At 60.6% G+C, this 26166-nt stretch carries 17 protein-coding genes and 1 pseudogene; 9 read left to right on the top strand and 9 right to left on the bottom strand.

Annotation, left to right across the window (positions count from 1 at the left end; translation table 11 throughout):
- Nucleotides 1-9: 9 nt before the first annotated feature.
- Genes KBX14_RS05215 through KBX14_RS05200 form a run of 4 tightly spaced genes read left to right on the top strand, consistent with a single transcriptional unit; the run spans nucleotide 10 to nucleotide 9084 of the window.
- Nucleotides 10-939, top strand: coding sequence for a cutinase family protein (locus KBX14_RS05215; protein ID WP_256041988.1), 930 nt, complete (start codon nucleotides 10-12; stop codon nucleotides 937-939).
- Between the two features lie 39 nt (nucleotides 940-978).
- On the top strand, nucleotides 979-2781 hold the full coding sequence (locus KBX14_RS05210) for a FadD32-like long-chain-fatty-acid--AMP ligase (protein WP_256041987.1): 1803 nt from the start codon (nucleotides 979-981) through the stop codon (nucleotides 2779-2781).
- A gap of 38 nt (nucleotides 2782-2819) precedes the next feature.
- Nucleotides 2820-7550: a type I polyketide synthase gene (locus tag KBX14_RS05205; RefSeq protein ID WP_256041986.1), complete on the top strand. Its 4731-nt coding sequence runs from the start codon at nucleotides 2820-2822 to the stop codon at nucleotides 7548-7550.
- Nucleotides 7540-9084, top strand: coding sequence for an acyl-CoA carboxylase subunit beta (locus KBX14_RS05200; RefSeq protein WP_256041985.1), 1545 nt, complete (start codon nucleotides 7540-7542; stop codon nucleotides 9082-9084). Before KBX14_RS05205 ends, KBX14_RS05200 begins: the two co-directional genes overlap by 11 nt.
- A gap of 131 nt (nucleotides 9085-9215) precedes the next feature.
- Here KBX14_RS05200 and KBX14_RS05195 read toward each other — a convergent pair whose 3' ends face one another.
- From KBX14_RS05195 to trmB, 5 genes are all read right to left on the bottom strand, one after another.
- Nucleotides 9216-9560: a DUF3054 domain-containing protein gene (locus tag KBX14_RS05195; RefSeq protein ID WP_071565725.1), complete on the bottom strand. Its 345-nt coding sequence runs from the start codon at nucleotides 9558-9560 to the stop codon at nucleotides 9216-9218.
- A gap of 226 nt (nucleotides 9561-9786) precedes the next feature.
- Nucleotides 9787-10785 (bottom strand): lysylphosphatidylglycerol synthase transmembrane domain-containing protein, encoded by a 999-nt coding sequence (locus KBX14_RS05190; RefSeq protein ID WP_256041984.1) that lies wholly within the window; start codon nucleotides 10783-10785, stop codon nucleotides 9787-9789.
- Entirely contained in the window at nucleotides 10769-13087 is a 2319-nt protein-coding gene (locus KBX14_RS05185; RefSeq protein WP_256041983.1) for an MMPL family transporter, read from the bottom strand. The genes KBX14_RS05190 and KBX14_RS05185 overlap by 17 nt, the downstream gene beginning before the upstream one ends.
- Before the next feature lie 9 nt (nucleotides 13088-13096).
- Nucleotides 13097-13777: an NYN domain-containing protein gene (locus KBX14_RS05180; protein ID WP_256021346.1), complete on the bottom strand. Its 681-nt coding sequence runs from the start codon at nucleotides 13775-13777 to the stop codon at nucleotides 13097-13099.
- Between the two features lie 3 nt (nucleotides 13778-13780).
- Nucleotides 13781-14542, bottom strand: coding sequence for a tRNA (guanosine(46)-N7)-methyltransferase TrmB (gene trmB, locus KBX14_RS05175; protein ID WP_256021419.1), 762 nt, complete (start codon nucleotides 14540-14542; stop codon nucleotides 13781-13783).
- A gap of 329 nt (nucleotides 14543-14871) precedes the next feature.
- Between trmB and KBX14_RS05170 the strand changes: the two genes are divergently transcribed.
- Nucleotides 14872-16695, top strand: coding sequence for a phosphoenolpyruvate carboxykinase (GTP) (locus tag KBX14_RS05170; RefSeq protein ID WP_083290995.1), 1824 nt, complete (start codon nucleotides 14872-14874; stop codon nucleotides 16693-16695).
- 501 nt (nucleotides 16696-17196) lie between these two features.
- Here KBX14_RS05170 and KBX14_RS05165 read toward each other — a convergent pair.
- Nucleotides 17197-17442 carry a hypothetical protein gene (locus KBX14_RS05165; RefSeq protein WP_256041982.1) on the bottom strand — a complete coding sequence of 82 codons (246 nt, stop codon included), beginning with the start codon at nucleotides 17440-17442 and terminating at the stop codon, nucleotides 17197-17199.
- 796 nt (nucleotides 17443-18238) lie between these two features.
- Between KBX14_RS05165 and KBX14_RS05160 the strand changes: the two genes are divergently transcribed.
- From KBX14_RS05160 to KBX14_RS05150, 3 genes are all read left to right on the top strand, one after another.
- Complete coding sequence (locus tag KBX14_RS05160; protein ID WP_256008316.1) at nucleotides 18239-19498, top strand: sensor histidine kinase; 1260 nt, start codon at nucleotides 18239-18241, stop codon at nucleotides 19496-19498.
- Between the two features lie 352 nt (nucleotides 19499-19850).
- On the top strand, nucleotides 19851-20537 hold the full coding sequence (locus KBX14_RS05155; protein WP_256008317.1) for a response regulator transcription factor: 687 nt from the start codon (nucleotides 19851-19853) through the stop codon (nucleotides 20535-20537).
- A gap of 79 nt (nucleotides 20538-20616) precedes the next feature.
- Nucleotides 20617-20919: an ATP-binding protein gene (locus KBX14_RS05150; protein ID WP_256008318.1), complete on the top strand. Its 303-nt coding sequence runs from the start codon at nucleotides 20617-20619 to the stop codon at nucleotides 20917-20919.
- A gap of 406 nt (nucleotides 20920-21325) precedes the next feature.
- Here KBX14_RS05150 and KBX14_RS05145 read toward each other — a convergent pair.
- Nucleotides 21326-22550: pseudogene (locus KBX14_RS05145) on the bottom strand (IS3 family transposase).
- Between the two features lie 108 nt (nucleotides 22551-22658).
- Between KBX14_RS05145 and KBX14_RS05140 the strand changes: the two are divergent.
- The gene (locus KBX14_RS05140; RefSeq protein WP_256008319.1) at nucleotides 22659-22988 is read left to right on the top strand and encodes a hypothetical protein; all 330 of its coding nucleotides are present in this window, start codon (nucleotides 22659-22661) and stop codon (nucleotides 22986-22988) included.
- A 1096-nt stretch (nucleotides 22989-24084) separates the two neighbouring features.
- Here the strand turns inward: KBX14_RS05140 and KBX14_RS05135 are convergent.
- Together KBX14_RS05135 and KBX14_RS05130 are read right to left on the bottom strand one after the other, a co-directional pair.
- Nucleotides 24085-24408 (bottom strand): hypothetical protein, encoded by a 324-nt coding sequence (locus tag KBX14_RS05135; protein ID WP_256008321.1) that lies wholly within the window; start codon nucleotides 24406-24408, stop codon nucleotides 24085-24087.
- A gap of 1344 nt (nucleotides 24409-25752) precedes the next feature.
- Nucleotides 25753-26100, bottom strand: a complete 348-nt coding sequence (locus tag KBX14_RS05130) for a hypothetical protein (protein WP_256041981.1) — start codon at nucleotides 26098-26100, stop codon at nucleotides 25753-25755.
- Nucleotides 26101-26166: the final 66 nt, after the last annotated feature.

Here is a 26166-nt window from a genome sequence, read left to right as displayed (position 1 = left end):
GGGAGTAATATGCGCAGAGCAGGCGTTGTAGCTGCGGTCATTGTGGTGCTCGCGGCGATTGGGCTGGGGGTATTCCAGTGGCTCAAGAACCAGGACGGGCCGAGTGTCGTTGAGCCGGGTGAGCCGGGCACGTCGACGGAGGCGCGCCAGGAGCCAGATTGGTGCCCGGCGGTGGAGTTTGTTTCGATTCCGGGCACGTGGGAATCGTCAATTGACGACGACCCCTTCGCCCCGCAGGCGAACCCGAACAGCTTCATGCTGTCGATTACGAAGCCGCTGCAGGAGCGCTACCCGATTGACCAGGTGCGCGTGTTCACGGTGCCGTACACGGCGCAGTTCCGGAACATCCAGACTCCGCAGGGCCGCAACGAGATGAGCTACGACGAGTCCCGTGCCGAGGGCACGGCGCGCGCGAACGGTGAGATTGCGTTTGTGGCGGAGCAGTGCTCGAAGACGAAGTTCATTGTGGCTGGTTTCTCCCAGGGCGCGGTGATTGCGGGCGATATTACGAGCCAGATTGGCGCAGGCACGCACGCGTTGCCGCCGGAGCGCCTGCTGGGCTCGTTGATGATTGCGGACGGGCGTCGTGAGAACGGCGTCGGCGTGAACCCTGGTGTTGAACTGCGTGGTGTTGGCGCTGAGATTGCGCTGCGCCCACTGCAGATGGTTGTGAGCGCGGCGACGCCAGGCGCAACGATGACCGGTGCGCGGCAGGGTGGCTTCGGCCAGGTGGCTGACCGCGCGTACGAGATTTGTGCGCCGAACGATTCGATCTGTGACGCGCCGCAGAATGTCGGAAATGCTGTGGATCGCGCGGCTGCGTTGTTGCTGGCTAACGGCAATCACGCGATGTATGCCTCGAACCCGGATGTGATTCCGGGTACCACTACGCCGCAATGGGCTGTAGATTGGGCAATGTCCGTAATTGATTCTTTCTAGAAACTAACTAGATTCTAGGACCTGACAAAAGGAGTGCCCATGGATCTCCAAGCACTGATTCAGCGGTTTATCGACGAAACCGGCCAGATCAAACTCCCGCCGAACTTCACCATCCCGGCCCTGACCGAGATGCTCTACGGGGCGGCAGCCCAGGCCGGTGCGACAGACACCATCAACATCCGCTCGTGGGACTACTCCGCGGACCCAGACGGGGCGCTGCGCACGTTCACGCGCGCCGAAGTCAACGCACGTATCAAGTCCGTGGCTGCGCGCCTGCAACAGATCGGCAAACCGGGGGACCGCGTGGCCATCCTGGCCGGCAACTGCCCCGAGTACATCTTCGGCTTCATGGGCGCCATGTACGCCGGCCAGGTCCCTGTGCCGCTCTACGACCCGACCGAGCCAGGCCACGAAGGCCACCTGCGCGCCGTCCTCGCCGACGCCGAGGCCAACGTGGTGCTCACCAACAAGCAGGGCGCGCCAGCAGTGCGCGCTTTCTTCGCGGAGCTGCCGGGCAAGGAACGCCCGCGCATCATCGCGGTCGACGCACTGCCGGACACGCTCGCTGCCGGCTGGGTGGCTGGGCAGGCGGAGGGGACCGTCGATACGTCGGACCATGTGTCCTTCCTGCAGTACACCTCCGGCTCCACCCGCAACCCGGCCGGGGTGATGCTCACCAACGAGTCCATCGTGTCCAACGTCATCCAGATCTACACGGCCGCGAAGCTGCAACAGCCGATGCGCGTGCCGTGCTGGCTGCCACTGCACCACGACATGGGCATCATCATCTCGATGATGCTGATCATCCTTGGCAGCGAGTTCGAGCTATTCACCCCGCGTGACTTCATCCAGCAGCCGATGCGCTGGGTGGAACGCCTCGGCCGCTGCGAGAGCGACCCGGAGGACATCCACGTCTTCACCGCGGCGCCCAACTTCGCGCTCGAGCTGTGCGCACGTGCTGTCGAGCACGCGCCGCAGGACCTGGACCTGTCCGTCCTGGAGGCGCTCATCATCGGCTCGGAGCCGGTGACCAAGACGAGCGTCGACAGCTTCATTGCGGCCTACGAGGGCTTCAACCTGGACCGCAAGGCGCTGCGCCCCTCCTACGGGCTCGCGGAGGCGACCCTGCTCGTTTCTACCCCGCAGACCCCGGACCGCCCCAAGTTCGTCACCCTCGACCGCGACAAGCTCACCGAGGGGCTTGCGGTAGAGGCAGTGGAAGCCGAAGACGGCGTAGCGATGGCCTCCAACGGCCAGCCGGTGTCCTGGATGCACTTCGCCGTTGTCGACCCGCAGACCCACGACGAGGTCGCGCCGGGCACCATCGGCGAGCTGTGGGCCCACGGCCCGAACATCGCCCTCGGCTACCAGGACCGCGAGCGCGACTCCGCCGACACCTTCGGCAACACCATCGGCGCCACCCGCCAAGAAGGGTTGCCGAAGGACGGCTGGCTAGCAGCAGGGGACCTGGGCACGCTTCTCGACGGCCACCTCTACATCACCGGCCGCGTCAAGGACCTCATCGTGGTTGCAGGACGCAACCACTACCCGCAGGACATCGAGGCCACCGTCATGGAGGCCAGTGAGCATGTGCGCAAGGACTCGGTGGCTGCGTTTGCGGTGCCGGGGGAGGACGTCGAAAAGCTGGTGCTGCTGGTAGAGCGTGCGGACACCGCCACCCCGGACGGCGACGCCGACGCCATCGCCGCGATCCGCTCCGCCGTGACCGCGAAGCACGGACTGGCGCCGGCGGACATCCGCTTCTACGCGCCGGGCGAAATCGCGCGTTCATCCTCGGGCAAAATTGCGCGCCAAGTCAACGCGAAGAACTACCAAGGCTGATAACGAAAAGAAAGGCACGACCGATAGGGTTGGATGCTATGAGTGAGAATGCATTGAACCAGTGGCTGCAGCAGTGGGTTGCGGAGACGACGGGTGTGGAAAGCGTTGACGCGACCACCCCGTTTGAGTCCTACGGACTTTCGTCCCGCGACGCAGTGGTTCTCTCCGGGGAACTGGAGAAGCTACTGGGCCGACGCATTGACCCCACCGTGGCCTACCAGTACCCGACGATCGCTGCCTTGGCCCACGCGCTGACCGCTGACGCCCCGGCGGCGTCGAACGTCGTCGCCACCGGCCGCGACGTGGAGGCGAAGGGTCACGACATCGCCATCGTCGGCACGGCCGGGCGGTTCCCGGGCGCGAATAACGTGGACGAGTACTGGGAGCTGCTCGCCGCAGGCGAGGTCACGACCGGCCCGCTGCCGGAGGGCCGCTGGTCCGAGTACAACTCGGACCCGTTCCTGCGCACCAAGATGCGCGAGGAAGCCACCGACGGCGGTTACCTCGACGACATCGCCGCCTTCGACAACGAGTTCTTTGGCCTGTCCCCGCTGGAGGCGAAGAATATCGATCCGCAGCAGCGCATCATGCTGGAGGTCGCCTGGGAGGCGCTTGAGGACGCCCACATCCCCGCCGACTCGCTGCGTGGGCAGCGCGTGGGCGTGTTCGTCGGTTCCTCGAATAACGACTACGGCATGCTCATGGGCGCTGACCCGGCGCAGGCGCACCCGTACGCGCTGACCGGCGCGTCCAGCGCGGTGATCCCGAACCGGATCTCCTACGCCTTCGACTTCCGTGGCCCGTCCATGAACGTGGACACGGCCTGCTCTTCCTCGCTGGTGTCGGTGCACCACGCGGTGCGCGCCCTTCGCGAGGGCGAAGCCGACGTCGCCCTCGCCGGCGGCGTGAACATCCTGGCCAACCCGTTTGCTTCCCTGATGTTCTCGGAGCTGGGCGTGATTTCGCCCTCCGGGAAGATCCACGCATTCTCTGATGACGCGGACGGCATCGTCCGCTCGGAAGCGGCCGGGTTCATCGTGCTCAAGCGCGTGGAGGACGCCATCGCCGACGGCGACGACATCCTCGCCGTGATCAAGGGCAGCGCCACCAATTCGGACGGCCACTCCAACGGCCTGACCGCCCCGAACCCGGAGGCCCAGGTGGATGTGCTGCAACAGGCGTACGCCGACGCGGGCGTGGACCCGCGCACCGTCGACCTCGTGGAGGCCCACGGCACCGGCACCATCCTCGGCGACCCGATTGAGGCCACCGCGCTGGGCCAGGTCTGCGGTGCCGGACGCGAGGCTGGCCAGCCGCTGCTGCTCGGCTCGGCGAAGTCGAATATCGGCCACTCGGAGTCCGCCGCGGGCGTGGCCGCGCTGATCAAGGTCGTCCAGGCCCTGCAGCACGACACGATCCCGGCCATGGCGAACTTCGCGGGCCCGAACCGCTACGTCGACTTCGACGCCAACAACCTCGAGGTCGTCGAGGACCCGCGCGAGTGGCCGCAGTACTCCGGCCGTCGCGTGGCGGGTGTCTCCGGCTTCGGCTTCGGCGGCACGAACGCGCACGTCGTGGTCAAGGAGTTCGATCCCGCAGACTACGAGGCAGCGCCGCAGTGCCCCGAGGCGCTCACCGGTGTATCAGCGGCCGTCCTGCCCGTCAGTGGCCTGTTGACCTCGCGGCGCAAGTCCGCGGCAGCCGAGCTGGCCGACGCGCTCGAGGGACGCCCGGACGCCGACCTTATTCCTCTTGCGCGTTCGTTGGCGCTGCGTAACCACGGCCGTTCCGCCGCGGTAGTCACTGCCGCCACGACCGAGGAGGCAGTAAAGAGGCTGCGCCAGGTCGCCGAGGGCAAAATCGGTCCCGGGATCGCCGTGGCGGATTCGCCGAACGCACTCGGCCCGGTGTTTGTGTACTCCGGCTTCGGCTCCCAGCACCGCAAGATGGCGAAGCAGCTCATGGCATCCTCGCCGCTGTTTGCGCAGCGGATGCGTGAGCTGGACTCCATCGTCCAGTTCGAGGCCGGCTGGTCCATCATCGAAATCATCGAGGACGACGGGCTGACCTACGACACCGAGACCGGCCAGGTCGCGGTGACCGCCTACCAGATCGCGCTGACCGACATGCTCGACGCCGCCGGAATCCGCCCGGCAGCAGTGATGGGCATGTCCATGGGTGAGATCGCCGCGGGCTACGCCTCCGGCGGCATCAGCGCGAAGGACGCGATGGTGATCGCGTGCCACCGCGCTCGACTGATGGGTGAGGGCGAAGCGCTCACCGCCGACACCGACGCCGAGGGTGCTATGGCCGTCGTCGAATTGAGCGCCGATCAATTGGAGGGCACGGGTGTTGAAGCGGCCGTGTTCGCCGGGCCCGGCATGCTCACCGTCGGCGGCCCCGTCGGTGCGGTGAAGGGGCTCGTCGAAAAGCTGGAAGAGGAAGGTAAGTTCGCGCGACTGATGCGCGTGCGCGGCGCCGGGCACACGAGTGCGCTCGACCCGATATTGGGCGATTTGGCTGCCCAGATCGCCGGCATTGAGGCGCACCCGCTGCGGATCCCGCTGCTGAGCAGCGTCGACGAGCGCGTTGTGTACCAGCCGGGCCAGGTCGTGCACACCGACGAATACTTCCTGCGCATGACGCGCCAGCCGGTCTACATCCAGCAGGCCACCGAGACCGCGTTCGCCGAGGGCTACACCACGCTCGTGGAGGTCGCGCCGAACCCGGTCGCGATCATGGGCCTGATGAACACCGCGTTCGCCTCGGGCAAGCCCGACGCGCAGCTGCTGTTTACCTGCAAGCGCAAGGTCGACGAAGTGGAGTCCATCCTGGACCTCGCCGCGAAGCTGTACGTCACCGGCACCGCCGTCGACTTCACCGCGTTCTACGGGCGCGGCCCGCGTATCGACGCCCCGCTGACCCAGTTCAAGCGCTCCGAATTCTGGACCGATGCGCGCCCCGCGTCCGCGCACACCTCGCTGCTCGGCGCGAAGGTGCGCCTGCCGGAGGGTCAGGTCGCGTACTCGACCGCCGCGGACACGCTGTTTAGCCCGCACCAGATTATCGACGCCGTCGCCGCCGAAGTTCTGCCCGGCTCCCGGGTGGTGGCATACGAGGACCACGACGTACTGCCTGCAGAGGGCGACGTAACCACGATCGCGGCGACCTCGCTCGGCGGGGTGAGCGTGAAGGTGTTCCACGAGGACACCCTGCTGGCGGAAGGCTTCGCCACCGCGCTCGACCTTGGCGGTGCTGTTGAGGAAGACTCAACGACCGCTGCTCCGGCCGCGGCGGTTGACGTTGCTGGTGACGCCGCGCCCGTCGCCGACGAGCTCGCCGACGTCGACGCCATCCGCTGGGACCCGAACTCCGGCGAGTCCGTCGCCCAGCGCCTGCGCTCCATCGTGTCCGAGTCCATGGGCTACGACGCCGAGGACCTCCCCGACGAGCTACCGCTCATCGACCTCGGCCTGGACTCGCTGATGGGCATGCGCATCAAGAACCGCGTGGAAAACGACTTCCAGATCCCGCCACTGCCAGTACAAACGCTTCGCGACGCCTCCGTCGCCGACGTCATCCGCATCGTCGAGGACGCGGTCGCCGGGGTGCAGTCGGAGGCCGCTGAGGCTGCCGCCGAGCCCGCTGAGCCCGCCGATGCTGCTGCCGCCGAGCCCGCCGAGAAGCCTGAGGGCGCCCAGGGCGTCGGCGTCGCACCCCGCGACGCCTCCGAGCGCATGGTCTTCGGCGCGTGGGCCAAGTTCACCGGCACCGCCGCCGCGGGCGTGACCTCCGAGCTGCCCGCCATCGACGACGCGCAGGCCGAAGCCATCGCCAACCACCTGAGCGAGCGTTCCGGCATCACCGTGACCGCGGAGCAGGTCAAGGACGCGGAAACGCTCGAGCCGCTCGCCGACATCGTGCGCGAGGGCCTCGAAACCGAGGTCGAGGGCAACATCCGGGTGCTGCAGCAGCCAGAGCACACCACCAAGCCGCCAGTGTTCGTGTTCCACCCGGCCGGTGGGTCCAGTGCGGTGTACCAGCCGTTGGCTCGTCGATTAGCAGACGACGTCGCGGTGTACGGCGTCGAGCGTCTCGAGGGCACCCTCGAAGAGCGCGCCGCGGCCTACGTGGAAGACATCAACCGCATCGCGCCCGAGGGCAAGGTCGTGCTCGCGGGCTGGTCCTTCGGTGGCGCACTCGCCTACGAAGTGGCGCACCAGCTGGGCAACGACCGCATCGCGTACATCGCGCTGCTGGACACCACCCAGCCGTCCGAGCCAGCCCCCGACACCCCGGAGGAGACCAAGGCGCGTTGGGAGCGCTACGCCAAGTTTGCCAAGGACACCTACGGGCTGGACTTCCCGGTGCCCTTCGACCTGCTGGAGACGGCAGGGGAGGACGCGGTGCTCAACATGCTGGCCGAGTTCCTGGCCACCACCGACGCCTCCGAGCACGGTCTCGCCGCCGGTGTGCTGGAGCACCAGCGCGCGTCCTTCGTCGATAACCAGATCCTCAACCGCCTCGACTTCGCCCGCTGGGCAGACGTGCAGGTGCCGGTGCTGCTGTTCCGCGCCGAGCGCATGCACGACGGCGCCATTACCCTGGAGCCGGCCTACGCCCACATTGACGAGGACGGTGGCTGGGGCGCTATCGTGAAGGATTTGACGATCGTCCACCTGCCGGGCGACCATTTGGCAGTAGTTGACGAGCCCGCGGTTGGCATCGTGGGCAAGTACATGAACGAATGGATTGATAATGGCAACTAGCGCAGAAAAGCTCGCTGACCTGCGTGCACGTCTAGAGAAAGCGCAGGACCCCGGTTCTGAGCGCTCGCGGAAGCGCCGCGACGACGCCGGAAACACCACCCCGCGCCAGCGCATCGCCGCGCTGCTCGACGAAGGCTCCTTCGTTGAGATCGGCGCCCTGGCCCGCACACCCGGCGACGAGAAAGCCGTCTACTCCGACGGTGTCGTCACCGGCTACGGGCGTGTTGACGGCCGCCCCGTCGCCGTCTACGCCCACGACAAAACCGTCTACGGCGGTTCCGTCGGCGTGACCTTCGGCCGCAAGGTCGTCGAGGTCATGGAGTTCGCCATCAAGATTGGCTGCCCCGTCATCGGCATCCAGGACTCCGGCGGCGCCCGCATCCAAGACGCCGTGACGTCCCTGGCCATGTACTCCGAGATCGCCCGTCGCCAGCTCCCGCTATCCGGCCGTAGCCCGCAGATCTCCATCATGCTGGGCAAATCCGCCGGCGGCGCCGTCTACGCGCCAGTGACCACCGACTTCGTCGTCGCCGTCGACGGCCAGTCCGAAATGTACGTCACCGGCCCCAACGTCATCCGCGAAGTCACCGGCGAAGACATCACCTCCGCCGAACTCGGTGGCGCCCGCGTGCAGGAGCAGTCCGGCAACATCCAGGCCGTCGTCGGCTCCGAGGAAGAAGCCTTCGACTACGTCCGCGACCTCCTCGCTCACCTGCCGACGTCCACCTTCGACCCAGCCCCCGTCGAATGGGCCCCCGAAGACGAAGACCTCGACGACTCCGCCCTCGACACCTTCATGCCCGACGACACCAACGCCGGCTACGACATGATGGACCTCCTCGTGCAACTCGGCGACGACGAGGACCTCGTCGAAATCCAGGCAGGCTACGCCGAGAACCTCATCTGCGCCTTCGGCCGTATCGACGGCCGCACCGTCGGCTTCGTCGCCAACAACCCCATGTACCAGGCCGGATGCATCGACGCCGACGCCGCCGACAAGGGCGCGCGCTTCATCCGCACCTGCGACGCCTACAACATCCCCCTCGTCTTCGTCGTGGACACGCCCGGCTACCTGCCCGGCGTCGACCAGGAGCGCGAGGGCCTCATCCACCGCGGCGCCAAGCTGGCGTTCGCCGTCGTGGAGGCCACCGTGCCGAAGGTCACCCTCATCGTGCGCAAGGCGTACGGCGGCGCCTACGCCGTCATGGGGTCCAAGAACCTCACCGGCGACATCAACCTCGCCTGGCCGACCGCGCAGATCGCCGTCATGGGCTCCTCCGCCGCGGTCGTGATGATCCAGGGCAAGCAGCTCGCCGCCATCGAGGACCCCGTCCAGCGCGAGGCGATGAAGAAGATGTTCATGGACTTCTACGACGAAACCATGACCTCCCCATACGTCGCCGCCGAACGCGGGTTCATCGACTCAATGATCGAGCCGTCCCAAACCCGCATCTCGTTACGACGCGCCCTTCGCCAACTTGCCACCAAACAAGAGCAAGACCTGCCGAAGAAGCACACCATCAGTCCCCTCTAAAATTCAAAGGAGAAGAATTTCATGCTTTCCTCTGCACTCGACATCGCCGGAGACATCATCAACCACCTCGTGTGGATGATCTACGCCCTCCAGGGCGGCGACTTCCTCGCCAACATGGGTTGGCTGTCGAGCTAACGCCGCTTCAGAATCAGTTTCGCTGCACCGCGCCATCCCAGCATGAGCAGCGCCGACATGCTGCTCGCCACGATCACGAACGAGTAATGCGGCAACTTGTGGCGGTAGAAGCCCCAGATGATCAGTCCGACCACGATCGTGATGAGCCAGATCAGCCACCCCTTATCCTTGCGGGTGGCCAGCCACGCCAGCCCCAGCCCAGTCGCGAACGGCAGGAAGGTTTCCAACCAGCCGAAGAAGTTCAGCGGCATCTCTTCGGTCTGGTGCGCGATGCGCGCGAGCAGCGCGAACGCGGCGATGGCAACGTAGTCAGCAGCAATTGCGTACGGTTTTTTGATCATGCCTGACAGTCTAACCCGGTGCCTGGTTGCGCTGGTAGGTCGCTGGTCGGTGCCGCAAAACCCGCTTAGCGAATTTGTGAACAGATTTGCGGTTGTGGCCGGACGGCGCGGCCTAATCTGCAAAGTGTAGCAATAGGATTGTAGTAATCCTCGAAAATATATACGAAAAGGGGAATACTACAATCCTGTTACTCCCATTTAGGTTTCGGCGGCGATGGGACCAACCTCACGCCTTGCCCAGCATGTAGCCGCGCCCGGCGTACTCCGCCGTGTGGACGACCCAGCCGATGGCGGTGATGAGGGCGAAGGAGATGAGTCGGTAGAGGACGGTGACGGCGGTGGCGTCGACAAGGGTGAGGCCGACGGTGACCAGGGAGCCGGCGAGGATGGCCTCCACGGTGCCCACGCCGCCGGGCGTGACTTGGGCGGCGCCGGCGAGTTTGGTCATGATGAACGCGAGGGTGATGCCCATCGCGGAGGTTTGGTTGAGGCCGGGGTCGAAACCTGGGGCAGCGCCCAGGACGGACCAGGCGCAGAAGTAGAGCACGGCCAGGTCGAGGACCTGGTTGAGCAGGGAGAATGCGGCGGCTGCGGTGAAGCGGCGGCGTGACATTTGGATGGCGGCGACTTGGTCGACGACGCCGCTGGCTTTGGTGGCGACGCGGGCGGGCAGGAAGCGTAGCCAGCGTTTCAGCACGGCGGGGTTGCGGGTGGCCCAGTAGAGGCCGCCGACCACGGCGGCGGTGCCCAGCAACGATCCGGCCAGGGCCCACACGGACAGTTTCGCGCCCATGAAGACGACGGCGCTGATGCCGATGAGGGTCATCCAGACTGTCGATAAGGCGCCGGAGACGACGAAGAACCAGGCACACAGGCCGGTGGTCGCACCCCGGGACTGGTGGACGCGGAACGTCAGCCACGCGGAGAGCGCCGGGCCACCGGGGACGGTGGTGGACCAGGCGTTGGAGGCGAGCGTGATGTTCATGCAACCGCGCAGGTCGGCGATGCGCCCCTCGATGTTGAGGAGCACCAGCATCACGGCGGCCATGGCGGCGATGGCGCCGAACGCGGTGGCGACGGCCCCGACCAGCGGCAGCGGGTGGGCGCGGCGCAGCGTGGTCCAGGCTTCGCCGAGGAAGGGGAGGCGGTCGCGAAACAGCACCAGGCCGACAATCAGGATGACGACGGGTGCTGTCCAGCGCAGCCACTTAGCGTTCAAGTTCACGCTTCTTCAGCTGCTCGAGTGCCCGGCGGGCCTCGAGTTCCTGCATCAGTTCGGTGAAGGGGACAAGCTCGGAGTCCTCGTTGACGGTCCGGCCTGCGCGGGCGGGGGATGGGTCGAGGGCGATCGCCTCGTCGACGGGGGTGTGGGTGGGGTCGGAGGGGGCGTCGATAAGTGGGACGGAGCTGGAGCCTTCGCCGAGGCTACGGTAGGCGCGTTTGACCCAGCGTGGTGCCCACCAGTTGTCCTCGCGTAGCAGGTGCATGACGGAGGGCACGATGAGTAGGCGGATGATGGTGGCGTCGAGGGCCAGGGACACGATCATGCCGAAGGCGATGTACTTCATCATGACGATGTCGCTCATGGCGAAGGCGGCGGCGACCACGATCATGATGGCGGCGGCCGCGGTGATGATGCCGCCGGTGTGCGCCGTGCCGTACTTGATGGATTGGTCGGTGGTGGCGCGGTTGTGGCGGGCCTCGACCATGCGGGAGACGAGGAAGACTTCGTAGTCGGTGGACAGGCCGTAGAGGATCGCGATGATGAGCACCAGCACCGGGCTCATCAGCGGGCCCGGGGTGAAGTTGAGCAGGTCGGAGCCGACGCCGTCAACGAAGACGAGCGTGAGGAACCCGAGGGTGGCGCCGATGCCGAGCACGTTCATGATGACGGCCTTCGCCGGCAGGATCAGCGACCCGAACAGTAGCGCCATCAGCAGGAACGTGGCCAGCACCATGTAGAGCGCCATCCACGGCAGCCGCTCCAGGAGTGCTTCGATGGATTCGACCTCCATGGCAGGGGTGCCCGCGATGTAGACGCCGACGCCTGCTGGCGCCTCGATGGCGCGCAGCTGGTCCACGACTGCCTGGCCGCCGTTGCGGTCCGCCAGCGGTGCGGAGAGCACCGTGGTGCCGTCCTTCGTCGCCTGGGACGGGGACAGTGGCTTGGCTAGGCCGGTGACTTCGCGGGACTGCAGGACCACGTCCACGAGTTGCTCGTTGGTCGCGTTGGTGACCACGAGCTTGATCGGGTCGGTGCGAAACGCCGGGAACTCCTCGTTGAAGGCGTCCTGCGCCTGCCGCGTTTCCTGGTTGGGTGGCAGGTAGCTTTCGTTGATGCCGCCGAAGGTGATGCCGACCATCGGCACGGTGAGCAGCAGCAGCGCGCCTGTCGCGCCGACGACGACTTTCTTGGAGTTGCGCATCGCCCACGCCGGCAGCCGGTACCACACGGTGTCTTCTATTCGACGCCCCTTCCGCGACGTCCGCCGCACCGACCACTTATCGATGTTCGGCCCCAGCATGCCGAACAGCGCCGGCAGCATGGTCACGGAGATGACCGCGGCGAGCATCACAGCGCTAATTGCGCCGTAGGCCACGGACTTGAGGAAGGCCTGCGGGAACATGAGCAGGCCGGACAGCGCCACCCCGACCATCAGCGCGGAGAAGAACACGGTCTTGCCGGCGGTGGTTGTGGTGGCGGCGACGGCCTCCTCGGTGCTGACGCCGCGGTCGAGTTCTTCGCGGAAGCGGGAGACCATGAACAGGCCGTAGTCGATGGCCAGGCCCAGGCCGAGCAGCGTAATAATCGACTGGGAAAAGATGTTGACCTGCTGGAACTGCGCCAGGATGGACAGCAGCGACAGGGAGCCGATGATGGACAGGATGCCGACGATCAGCGGCATTGCCGCGGCGACCACGCCACCGAAGACGAACAGCAGGATGATGGCTACGAACACCAGGCCGACTTTTTCGGCGCGGGCGATGTCGTTGGCCATGCCGGTGTCCAGCGCGTCGGCGACGGCGGTGGCGCCGGCGATCTGCACGGTGGCGTCGCCGGGCAACGTGATGTCGTTGAGCGCGGGTTGGATGGTGCGGAAGTCTTTCAGCGTCTGTTCGCCGTCGCCGGCCAGGCCGATCGCGGCGAAGGCGGCCGTGCCGTCCTCGGTGATCTGCTGCTGATTCGGCGCGGAGAAATAGCTGGTGATGTGGTCGATCTGGTCCGGGAACTGGGTTTTTAAGGCCTCGATTTGTCGGTTGGCCTCGTTGAACACGGCGGGATCGGCCACGCCTTGTGGGGCGCGGACGAGCAGGATGACATCACCGGCGTTGTCGCGGCCAAACGTGTCGTTCTCGATGGTGGCGGCCGTGGTGGAGTCCGCGCGCGGGTCCTCCCAGCCTTCCTGCGAGAGGCGCTCGCCCAGCTTGGAGCCGAAGAGCACCTGCAGCACCACGATCACCGCGATGACCACAATCGGCAGCACCTTGCGCTGCCGGTACGCGAAATGTCCCCACCTGTAAAACACGGCCAGCTCCTACTTTTCCTTGGTGTTGTGCAGCAACGAGGTCAGTGGGCGGAACGGCTGCAGCCATGCGCCGCCGTCCGGCAGGGATTCCAGGTTGATGCGCGGCAGCGGCTCCAGGAAGACGTTCGGGATGTCCTCGAGGTCGACGAAGCGTAGCAGTGGGGAGTCGACGGCCCACGCGGCGTGCTCGTGAAACCCGATGACGGTCACGGGCAGGCCGTCTTCCGCGAGCTGCTCGAGCGGCTCCTGGAAGTTCTGGCCGTCGGCCGACGCGACGACGACGCCGCGCAGCACGCCCTCGTCGAGGCGGCGGCGGATGTGGGTGAGCATGTCCTGATCGACGTCCGAATCCTCAGCAGTCTTCGGCTTTGCGAAGACCGCGAAACCCACGTTGCGCAGCGCGTCCACCCACGGGCGGACCGATTCTGCGTTGTGGGCGGCGACGTTGGTAAACACGGTGGCTTCCGGCTCGATGGTGGAGCCGGTCTCCTGCGAGGCCTTCGCCGCGAGCCCGATCAGCCAGTGGCCGAGGGCGTCGAAACGCGGCCGCTGCGACCCGGAGGGCCGCCCGCCGAGGATCGCGCCGAGCCCCATGTCAAGGTTCGGCGCGTCCCAGACGAGCAGGTAGGTTTCTGGGCCGGGTTCGGCCCCTGGCGTGTAGGGGTGCGTCTTGTCCTGCAGGTCCTGCATGGTTTACTTCTTCTCCCAGAGGTATTCGCGGATCGTGTGGTCTTTTTCCAACCCTTTCCCCTCGAATTTAGTGATGACCTGACGGTCTGTCAGCAACGGCGCCTCCGGCCATGGCCAACCCTTGTATTCCAGCATGGGTTCCACGTTCACGAGCTCGTCGATCCACTCGGCGTAACCAGCGTGGTCAGTGGCCACGTGCAGCACACCGCCTTTCTTCAGGCGCGTCGCGATGAGGTTCAGCGTGCCCGACTGGATAATGCGGCGCTTGTGGTGGCGGGCCTTCGGCCACGGGTCGGGGAAGAAGATGCGCACGCCGTCGAGGCTTTCCTCGCCGAACATGCGGGCCAGGACCTCGACGCCGTCGCCGCGCACCATGCGGATGTTCTCGATCTCGCCACGCACCACGGATCCGAGCAGCTTCGCCAGGCCCGGCTTGTACAGCTCGACGGCAATCACGTTGGTGTCCGCCTCCAGCGGTGCCATCGCCGCGGTGGAGGTGCCGGTGCCTGAGCCGATTTCGAGGATCGTCGGGTGGCCCGTGCGGCCGAACCACTCGTCGACGTCGATGGGGGTATCGCTGAGCATCTGCCCCAGGCGCGGCCAGTGCTCCTCGAAGAGCGCCTCCTGGTTGTCCGTCAGCGTGCCGCGGCGGAACGTCACCGAGCCGAGGCGCGGGTAGTCCAGGCCGGTATCAAATTCAGTTTGCGGGGGCCGCCCGTGGGGCAGTTCGCCCATGCCAGGGCGTGAATTCTCAGACATGTTCATCGTGTTCATTGTCCACACGGTGGATTGAAATGCAATTCCCCCAATTGCCCCCGGAATGGGGTGAATGTGGGTCCGGTCACGTTTATTTACGGGTTTGCACGGTGAAAGAATGTTGTTTTCGCTGCGTACGGCCAATATTTATCGACGCTCCACCGTTCGGGCACACCCCTTTTTGGGGCACATTTACATGCTCACTCTTGGTCGTTTCTATGAAGTATGTCACTGGTTATGACCGGGGTGGGCGTCGAAAAGCTGGAGGCAGACCAGCGTAACCGTGATTTCGATAGGCTTAGGACCTAGAGGTTTGTCTATTTTGACCAGGAGAGATTATGACCACTGCCGTGAAGCGCATCGAAGGCAACGTACCAACCGACAATGAGCAGCTCATTGCTTGGATCAACGACGCTGTCGACCTCTTTGACCCGGACAAGGTGGTTTTCGCGGACGGATCCCAGGAAGAGTGGGACCGCCTCGCAGCCGAGCTGGTGGAGAAGGGCACGCTGATCAAGCTCAACGAGGAGAAGCGCCCGAACTCCTTCCTTGCACGTTCGAACCCTTCCGACGTCGCACGTGTTGAGTCTCGCACCTTCATCGCCACCGAAGACGAGGACGGCGCAGGCCCAACCAACAACTGGCGTGACCCAGCCGAGCTCAAGGCTGAAATGCGCGAGCACTTCAGCGGCTCCATGAAGGGCCGCACCATGTACGTTGTGCCGTTCTGCATGGGCCCAATCAGCGACCCAGACCCGAAGCTGGGCGTTCAGCTCACCGACTCCGCATACGTGGTCATGTCCATGCGTGTGATGACCCGCATGGGCCAGGAGGCACTGGACAAGATTGAGGGCGACAAGTTCGTACCGTGCCTCCACTCCGTCGGCGCACCGCTCGAGCCAGGCCAGGAAGACGTCGCATGGCCATGCAATGAGACGAAGTACATCTCCCAGTTCCCAGAGACCAAGGAAATCTGGTCCTACGGCTCCGGCTACGGCGGCAACGCAATCCTGGCGAAGAAGTGCTTCGCCCTGCGTATCGCATCCGTCATGGCGAAGGAAGAGGGCTGGATGGCTGAGCACATGCTCATCCTGAAGCTCACCTCCCCAGAGGGCAAGGTCTACCACATCACCGGCGCATTCCCGTCCGCATGTGGCAAGACCAACCTGGCAATGCTCACCCCGTCGCTCGAGGGCTGGACCTCCGAGGTTGTCGGCGACGACATCGCCTGGATGCACCTGCGTGAGGACGGCCTCTACGCCGTCAACCCAGAAAACGGCTTCTTCGGCGTCGCACCTGGTACGAACTACAAGTCCAACCCAATCGCCATGAAGACGATGGAGCCGGGCAACACCCTGTTCACCAACGTCGGCCTCACCGACGACGGCGACGTCTGGTGGGAAGGCATGGACGGCGACGCCCCAGCGCACCTCGTGGACTGGCACGGCAACGACTGGACCCCGGAGTCCGGCGAGAAGGCCGCCCACCCGAACTCCCGCTACTGCACCCCAATCGCACAGTGCCCAACCGCCGCACCGGAGTACGACGACTGGAAGGGCGTCAAGGTCGACGCCATCCTCTTCGGCGGACGCCGCCCAGACACCGTGCCACTGGTCACCCAGGCGCACGACTGGGAGCACGGCACCATGATCGGCGCGATGCTGTCCTCCGGCCAGACCGCAGCCTCCGCAGAGGCGAAGGTCGGCTCCCTGCGCCACGACCCAATGGCCATGCTGCCGTTCATCGGCTACAACGTCGGTGACTACTTCCAGCACTGGATCGACATGGGCCGCGAAGGCGGCGACCGCATGCCGGCGATCTTCCTGGTGAACTGGTTCCGCCGCGGCGAGGACGGCCGCTACCTGTGGCCAGGCTTCGGCGAGAACTCCCGCGTATTGAAGTGGATCGTGGACCGCATCGAAGGCCGCGTCGGCGCAGACGAGACCGTGGTCGGCTACACCGCCCGCGCGGAAGACCTGGACCTGGAGGGCCTCGACGAGCCAATCGAGGACGTCAAGGAAGCCCTCTACCCAGATCCGAAGCTGTGGGAGGGCGACGTCGCAGATGCCCGCGAGTACTTCGCTGGACTCGGCGACCGCGTTCCGAAGGAAATCTTCGAGCAGCTGGACAAGCTCGAGGAGCGCGTCAACGCCGCCAAGTAAGCTTCTGGCGTAAGTAATCCGCTGAGATGAAAGGCCCGCCGTGTGGCGGGCCTTTACTTATGTGAACTTACTCGCCAGAGCTGCCAGCTCCGCTTTGCTCTGCATTCGGTGGGTACGCAGTAGGGCCGATACTTTCTTTGTGATAGTGATTTCCGCGTAATTCAGTCGCTGTGCAATCTGCCGATTGCCTGTTCAGAGCTTTGCTTTGCGTGGTGTTAGCAGCAGGGCGTTGATTCTTGAGCGCATACTCTGCGACAGAAGTGCACCGGGTTTTGTTCCTAGGTTTTGCCTTAATTTCTATTGCCAGTGGAGGGATCTGCTTCCAAAATTCGGTTTCCACCTCGACCAGGTTCCGGTATCTCAAGCTTTGGTGGAGCTTTGTCTCGTTCCGCAATGACGCCCATTCGAACATCGCGATTTCCCTCGACAGCATCATTTCACCTGCGAGTATGGATCAGCTCGTTCTTGTAGGAACTGTTCACAATTACAGCAAGAGCATTGTCAATTGTCATAGGTGTCACCAACAGTTCCGGTGGAAGCAGCGAACCTGTGCTGGGCGAGTCGCTCGTTGTAGACAACGCCCAGATACTGCGACCCGTGATCCGGGTGGTGACTGAGACCTGTTGTTTCTTCAGCAGACGCGATCGTCTGGCTGAGCTTGCAGCGGTAAAACTTCGGTGTGCATGGAATCTGATAGCGCCTATCCAACGATCCGTCGAGAATAAACGCCAATGGCAAACGCGACATACACGAGCTTTTCTTCGTCGTGCATACGTAATGTCAGCCACCCACAGATTGTTCGGGTCCTGGGTTTGAATTCACGCTCCACCCAGTTCTGGCGAAGAGGAGGCGCATCAGGCTTACGGATTGTGATCTGCTTTTGCTTTTGCCAGAAACGTCGGCCTGTCGCATCAACCGTGCAGTTTGCTCACGATCGATATCGATTCCGTCACGGTGAAGAGCATGCCGCATTTCCGCACACCGACACCGGGCCCGATGAATAGCACTAATGCGTTCAACGAGTAAAACATCACAATGGCGCCGAGCACTTTAACCGCAGGCCTTGGCCTGGCGATAACCACGCGATATGACGCACCCACTAGCTTGGCTATCTTTCAACGTCTCACAGATGAACTCGACAGAGAAACGAATTCGGTATTCATCGATGAACTGGATTATTTCCGACGTGGAAAGGTGAGGCAGCCCTAGTGTCTCATTAGTATCGCGGAGCGCTTGATTTTCACGGAGCAACCTCGCGTTTTCGATGCCACGATCATGCACGCATCCTCATGAGGATAGTCTCCGGCCCACCAAGATACGAGCATCGATAAGGCGGGCCGTACGGTCCTTTGCGTCCTGGTCAAATCATCTTGGCATACTCCAGATTTTTCTGTCTAATCAAACAGGATAAAACCTAGGACACTTCACCTCAGTATGCTGGTTGAGAGTGTCGGCGAGCTTGTACTAATTTACAAGAAACTTTTCCGGGGATTACGCGCCTAGAAGTCCGACGGTCTTTAACCGAGCGCTTAAACAGGTGCTTTTGCAGGAGAAGAGTCGTCGTATCTGCCTGAAAACAAGTAAGAGGGAATTACGTTTTGTAGCTTCAGAATCACATACAGTTAAGATTGCTGACAGTCAGAAGAAGCTTCAGGAGTATGGGGTAAATATGAAGCCAGCATCATTGATAAAAATATGGTCCAAGCTGAAGCCCTTGCCTCTCCCCTACTGGACTGGACTCGTAGGGATCCTGGCGGTGGCAGTTAACTTTTTCCTGCAACCTGGTACTTTTACCAATCCCTGGACGATTCCAGCGACTGCATTGAATCTCTTATGTCTCATTGCAGTACCTCGTTTCCCGCTCCCTACCTGGGCCGGATATCTCGTTCTATTTCTTCTTTTATCGGCACAGCCAGATATCCGAGCCACGGCCTTTACCTTCTTTGCTCCGCTTGTCGCTGCAGTTGTTGCCTACCGTGGCCACACAGTAGCGGCGGCAGCCGGAAGTACCCTGATTTGGTACTCAGGTTCAGTCAACCCTTCAGAAGGGGTCCTGTTTCCTCCTGATCTGCTGGCATCTACCGTCTGGGCGTTATTCCTTGCAGCTGCAGTTCTTCTCGGTCACATCCTTTACCGCGTCATCATTCAGAGAAGAGACTTGATGGAGCAGTGGGATAATGACATCCGAGCTCGCCGAACATCGTTAGCAAGAGCATTGCATGACTCTGTAGCAGCGTCGTTGACCTCAGTGGTGATGCGTGCAGAAACGCTTAGTCTGCAGCAAGGTTTTGCTGCTGAAACCCAGGCGGAACTTGCCGCAATCGCAGAGCAGGCGCGCGATTCCATGAAAGAGGTGCGGAGTCTACTGCGTATTCTTAGCAGCGACTCCCCATCCTGCTCGAGCGGTTTGGAATCATCTGCCGCCGACCAGTTTTATCAGATAGTCAGCTTTCTAAAAGCACATGGTTTTACCGTGGAAACAAGGGGCTCTTTCCGGGTCCTTTCCCTTAACTCAGATGGCCTTGTCGTACTCCGAGAGGTACTGAAAGAAGTGGCCACCAACATCATCAAGTACGCAAATCCCGGTTCTACAGTGACACTCACTGTGGAGGACCACGACGGCTATGTCACCATCAGCTTCATCAATACTGTTGGCAGCAGAAAACCGGCATCGGATTTAACCACCGGACTGGGTCTTCCGGCTATTTCACAGCTAGCCGAAGGTATCGGAGGCGACATGCGGACAGTCTCAAGCTCCACCCGATGGAATACCGAGTTACGGATCCCTCAGCAGAAACAATGACACCCCCAGAACGGTGGTCACTTTCGTCTATAACCTTCGCTTGTGGGCAGCGGAGGCTACTTGATGCGAGATAATGAGATAGCCCAGAGATGCCCCCTAGATGCAGAAAGAGGACAGAGAATGATACCTTTCCATCGACCTCGCTCCATTGCTCCCCTCACAGCAGCATTAATCGTGACCTTGCTAATCGCCCCCTCGGCGGTGGCTGAACAAGTCTCCGTAACGCCGCAAATTTCCCAGCCTCAAGAGTCCCACATGGAAAATAACGCTGTTGCGATCCTCGGCACTATTACCGATATCTTCTCCTGTAAACATCATCCAGCCCTGCCATGGTGCAAATGAGCTACAAGAAATGAGCGAACATACTGCGCAAATGAAGGTTCTTCTCGTTGATGATGACCCACGGGTCTTATCCTCATTCCGACAGTATTTCGCCACTACTAAAGACATCCGCGTTGTGGCAGAAGCGCACAATGGAGTCGAGGCTCTCACCGTGCTCGACAACGTCCCTCTCGATATCATTCTGGCCGATATTCACATGCCGGAGATGGACGGGGTGACGTTGTTGAGCGAGGTTCAACGACGAACGGACCCGCCTCCATTCGTGGCGATCACTGCACTTGACAGTGACGAGACAATGCTCAGAGTGTTGGCCGGTGGTGGTGCTGGTTATGTTCTTAAGAGTTCACGACCACAGGCAATTATTTCCGCAGTTCGAGACGCAACCACTGGCGGAATCACGGTATCTCCACAGGCCCTGAGCAGACTCGTTGATTACATCCCTGACAAAGTTTCCACACCCCCAGCAGCCCACCGAGTGGACTTCTTTTCAGCCTATGAGGACCTAACTAAGGTAGAGGCGCGCATTCTACATTGCATATGCCAGGGGCTATCTAATGCTGAAATAGCTTCCGCAATGAAGTATTCCGAAGCGACGGTAAAAAAGCATGTCTCTCACCTCATCGCGCGCTTCGGCGCGACCTCAAGACTCAGTTTGGCAATCACAGTGATCCAATCAAAATTGGGCAAGTCGTGGTAGAAATTTTTCTGATCGGCCGACTACTCTGTGTGTTTCTTCCGCACAGACACCCTGGCCAACCAACTGATGGTGCTATGCCATGATGAATACACCGCGCGCATGGAGTTTCGTTGAAGATCTCCACCTGGCAGACGTACTCGTGCTTGATGACTTCTTAACAACGCCGATTGATGCTGCCACAGCACACCAACTGCTCAATATTCTTGCTGAGCGTGAACACCGCGGGTCAACGATTGTCACCTCCCAGTTCACGCCCGATGAGTGGTACAAGTCCATCCCGGATGCTGTCATCGCCGAGTCGATTTTGAATCGGCTTGTCGTTGGCGCTGAGATTATCACGCTGGAAGGTCCGAACATGCGACTCGAAGCCAATACGCAGTAGCGGCTCATAGTCAACGCCCGGGTGTTACCCGATACTCACCCGGGCGTTACTGGATACTCACCACAGTGTTACTAAATCCGTGGTCCTAACACTGAGATCATCACGTTGGAAGAAAACAACGCTGCGGTACCAGGTACGTGGAACCCCTGGTACCGACTACGCGGACATACGGTGTGCCAACTACCTCGAATCGACACACGCTTGATTGCACGTGATGGCACGAGGGCCGTGCCGTACCAATATCGTTCGTGAATAAACTGTCGGTTGATGCGACAGGTGTTCAGAAGATTGAAATGGTAGCGGTGTGGTGAGTATCTGGTGAGTATCTGGTAGCGCCTAAGTGAGTATCCGGTAGCGGTGTCGGATGCGGTTTGTTTGAAGCGTCCTGGGTTTAGTTCCGCTTCTTTTACGGCCCCGCGTTGATGGGCTGGGTGAGATAGTACTCGGTTTCTATTTCTTGTGGGGTGGCGTAGTCCAATGCTTCGTGAAGGCGCTTAGTGTTCCACCAATGCACCCACCGCAAGGTGGCCAGTTCGACTTCTCCGACCGACGTCCACGGGCCTTGGGCGTGGATAAGTTCAGCTTTGTAGAGACCGTTGACTGTCTCCGCCAATGCGTGGCGTAGGAGTCGCCGACTGTTCCGACACTCGGGCGGATTCCGGATTCAGCTAGTGCGGTGGAATACTTCAGTGACACGTACTGGCTGCCCCGATCGTTGTGGTGAATGAGCTGGTTTCCATGGATTCGTCCTGCAGTCGTTAACGCATGTTCCAATGCCTCCATCGGCAGCGCGTCGGTGCGCATTGTCGAGCGTGTAGCGACACCAACAATTTTTCGGCTGAATACATCCACGACAAACGCGGTATAGGCGAATCCTGACAGGGTGCGAACGTAGGTAATGTCGGCAACCCAAAGCCTGCCTGGTGCCTGCGCACGGAAGTTTCGGCTAACAAGGTCCGGGCGATGATCCGGTGTCTTCGGGCTGATCGCTGTGGCCGGAGTTCGCCCGCGTCTGCGGTCGGAAACACCTGCGAGTTTCATCAGACGTGCAGTCTTGTCACGACCGATATGAAAGCCTTCACGGTTCATCGCGTGCCACATTTTGCGGATGCCGTAGACCGAGAAATTCTCCGCATACACACGCTGTATCTCTGGGATGAGCAAGCTATCGCTTAAGGCCCTTGCGCTGGGAACACGCGTGGTGGCTTTTCGGTAGCCGCGGGAGGTGATAAATCCACGATCTGCCTGTTTTAGAACTCGGCAGATGGCCTCGACCCCAAATTGATCTTTGTACGCGTCGATGTAGGAGATCATTTGGTCGTGGGTCGGTCGAGTTCCGCTGCGAAAAAAGCCGAAGCAGTTTTGAGAATCCCGTTTGCTCGTTTCAGTTCGCGGTTTTCTCGGCGCAGACGCTTGAGTTCTTCTTCTATTGTTTCGCCGCCTGGCGCATCAGATTTATCTCGTACTGAAGCGCTGTCACGGTACCAAGCCCGCAACGTGTGGTGGGATACTCCAAGCAGCTCACCGACCTCCGTGTAGGCGCGTTGCAGTGAGCAAGACTCTAGGCGGACCATTTCGATGATCTGATGGATCGCCTTCTCCTTGAACTCAACGGCATACTTTCTGGGCATAGTGCCTAATCCTTCCTTACCTCCTGAGGTAGGAACTAAACCCAGGACACTTCATTATTGTCTCGTGTGGGTGGGTTAAGATAAGGGGGAACGTTTGGAGGTGGACTAGTGAAGAAGCGGAAGTGGAATGCCGTTGAAACGGTGAAAACTGTTAAGTCGTCAGTGGTCATCATCGTCGATCCTTCAATAGACAGCGTCAGTCTGGCGAATCAGTTTGGAAGAGCCCTCGCGGAGGTGTCCCATTCTGCGCTGATTGAAGGTGACGTTTGTGTCGATTCCAGAACTGGCAATCTGGAATTGCATTTGTATCTTCGGGTTAAGAAATTTGCCGAAGCTGCAGGTGCAACCTCGGAAATATTCGGCTTACTAACGCAGTTGATTCCCGAACTTCAGCAGGACGATCTCTCTACCGGCACTAACCTTCTCGCCCCTGCTTAGCAATGTCGTCAGATCGCGTGTTATCGATTGCTAGACGCATCGATCGGATATCAGAATATCTTCCTCGTGTTGTAATGGTTGGGGCCCAAGTCCCAGCGTGGTTCACCGTTATGGTGGGGAATTCCAGGCTGCACGAGACTTTTGGATTCCTGCCCGAGCAGTTCGCGATTCGTACAGACGCGACCCTGATTTGCACTGCGATGGGTCTGGCTGTTTGGGGAATGTATCTTGAGGGACGACGAGAAAAGACTCTAATAGAGCGAGACGAGCAGCTCGAGCTAGCCCAAAAAGTTTTAGCCACACTAGATCGTCGGCTTGACGACCTATTAGAAGAGCTTACCGAAGAGTTAGGATTAACTTCGGGCGGAAACACCAAGCTTTCGAGTGGTAAATGCGTGCGGATCACTATTTACGCGCATGACCCTACGGACCGAGTTTTTATTCCGCTGGGAAGACGCTCGACGAACCCCCGATTTCGAGATTTTGGGAGAAAGTCCTATCCGGATGACCAGGGACTCATTAGTCGTGCGTGGGAAACTGGTTGGGGCGTCGAGACTGACCTACCGGCCCAGAAAGATCAGTGGGTTGACGAGGTGAGCGAACGTCACTCCATTCCTACGGAAGTTGCAAAACAGTTCCGCTTGAGAGCGCGAAGCTTGGCCGCTTTGCGTCTTCAGGTGGGGCGAGAAAAAGCCGGCGTAATTGTAATCGAAAGTGACGACCCTAAAGGTATCGGCGGAAATGTTGTAGATGACTACCGTTCAAGTCGAGCATACGATGAATTAAGGGCTCTTATGCCGATACTGGTAGCCCGTAACGATTTCGAACACCGCAAAACTAATTCGTATACAAGCGGAAGTACTGTGATTTGATCTTCTCTTCTTACGAATCCGGTTTACCCGGAAAGTTTACTACTGGTGCTGGCAACTCCAAATTGGACCTTTAAATCCGGGATGTCGGGGGAGGGGTAGTTGAAGTGAGTGCAGAGCCATTTCAGCAAAATTTTCGCGTTCACCTCGGAAGAGATCGCCGCTAGTTTCTGCCGCATCTGACAGGAGGCAACCAGCTGGCGGAATCGGTCGTAGCTGTAATGGCGCTAGCCCGGCTGGGCGGCAGTGGTGGTGTAGCGAGCCCACAATACTTGCAGCGTTTGCTTCGTACGCCCTGTGCATGCTTTGACGACCGTGTCAAAGTCAATCGGGACGAATTCGCCTTGCCCGCTGGTGCGTTTATCAACGAATATCTCGTCCAGCTCGTCATTCGTCAGCGCAGCGACCTGCTCAACAGTGGTCAAGCCAAGGCTTCGCAGCGCTTGGTTCGCCCGGGAAATCGCGCGATGCGAGCACCCGAGCTGGTCTTCAATCTGGCGGTAAGAACGCTTCTTTATCAGCAGCGTCATCACCGCACGGTAATCCGTCATAAGCGGACTCCTTCCAGTACACGCCGCATCCGAGTGGTGCGGCTACCGGAAGTATCATCCCGAGCGCCCTGAGCTGCTACCAGAAACTCACTGAAGCGCTACCGGATAGTCACGACACTGCTACCAAATAGCCGGTCGCAACAGCGACAGGCCGACGTTTCTGGCGAAAGCAAAGGCGGATCACAACCCGTACGCCTAATGCGCCTGTTCTGCGCCTAAATTGGGTGGAGTGTGAATTCAAACCCAGGACCCGAACAATCTGCGGGCAGGCGGCTGCCATTACATATATGCGACGAAGAAAAGCTTCGTGTATGCCGGGTTTGTCATTGCTTTTTACTCTCGACGGATCGTTGGATGTGAAGTGCCAGTTATGCCTCTAGGAAAACTTCAAATACAGGGGTGTAATACTCCAGTACGGTAGCGTTGGAACATGCATAATTTCCGTTCACTTCAACCCATTCGGTCCACTCTGATCTGTTCTGATCAGGATAGTTTCGACGCGCTATAACAATTCGACACTCTATATTCTGCTCAGCAAATTTCGCAATAACATATTGAGCTAACTTTTCGTCGAAATGGCTCCCCTCGATTTCCGTGAGTAGGCGCCAAGTGAAACGATTCTGCTTCTTACTTAGAGGCGATGGATACTTGTACGAGTAAGGAATAACGCACAGCTCTTCTTTCACTACTTCTCTCTTTCTGCTATCCATTTCATTACGTGGTCATAAACACCATCTGCCGATAAGCATTCGTACCCGTGGTACAACCCACCCACTTGTATTAGAGTTACATCTTCCTGCTCAGACGCTGTTCGCAAGAAAAAACCCCACGCGTCTAAGAACGGGGTAGAAGGATTCAAGTCCTGCGTTCCGTGGCAAACAAGCAAGTGGTGGCGGTTATCAACTTGGGCTCTTCTCCAATCGAACCACGGAGGGGTGGGCCTCAGCGGAGTTTCTGAACTTATGGGAGTGCTGATAGAAAACGGTCCGCCAAATGGGGTTCGAGCACGGTCGAAGCAAGCTGATACTAGAACCGCGTTAATTGGAACATTTATCGTACTGTTTAATATAAACCTAATCACACCGCAGCTTTCGCTAACGCCCACGATATTAATAGGCACCGGGTCCCCCGCAAGATTAACGCCCTGCATCTCAATAAGCTTCTTCACGATAAGGTTAGCGCATCTTATGGCCGTAGATGCTGAGGTGAGGGAGCTCACCGGGAGGCTAATGGCGCACGTTCTGACCCTGGATCCATCCTTACAATCATTCACTGTCTTAATAAGTTCGATAGTGGGGATGTCGGTGTGGGAAAAACCAGAGAATGAGATGCTAAATATTTCGATCATCGTTTTTCCAGCAGACGTTTGACCATATCGTTCGTCGTGACGATTTCAATGTCGCGGCCTCTGGTCGCGTCCGCCACGCAACAACCTTCCAGGAGCGGTCTTCTGGTTTCATTGTCGACGATATCCACAAGTATGCTGTGGGACATTTGAAATAATGCCTTATTTATTGATGATTTTTTAGTTCCTATTTCTATAAAACCGGGCATAACGGCTTGACTGCTTTGTTGTAGGGAAACGCTCTTTCCATTCCATCTCCATGGACCATGCGGGTTTAGAAAGTGGGAGCTAGTACACAATAGCGCAGAGACGGGCAGATATTTTCCATTATCGAGGGCAGAAGCCACCTCCATGAACTCATTGATGAACCTATCGCTTACCCAGCTTCTTGTTTCTACAAAAAAGGAGTACGA

It is taken from the genome of Corynebacterium sp. CCUG 61414 (assembly GCF_024453945.1).
Classification (GTDB): domain Bacteria; phylum Actinomycetota; class Actinomycetes; order Mycobacteriales; family Mycobacteriaceae; genus Corynebacterium; species Corynebacterium pseudogenitalium.
The sequence above is the reverse complement of the archived record's forward strand: the minus strand, read 5'-3'. Positions and strand labels throughout refer to the sequence as shown.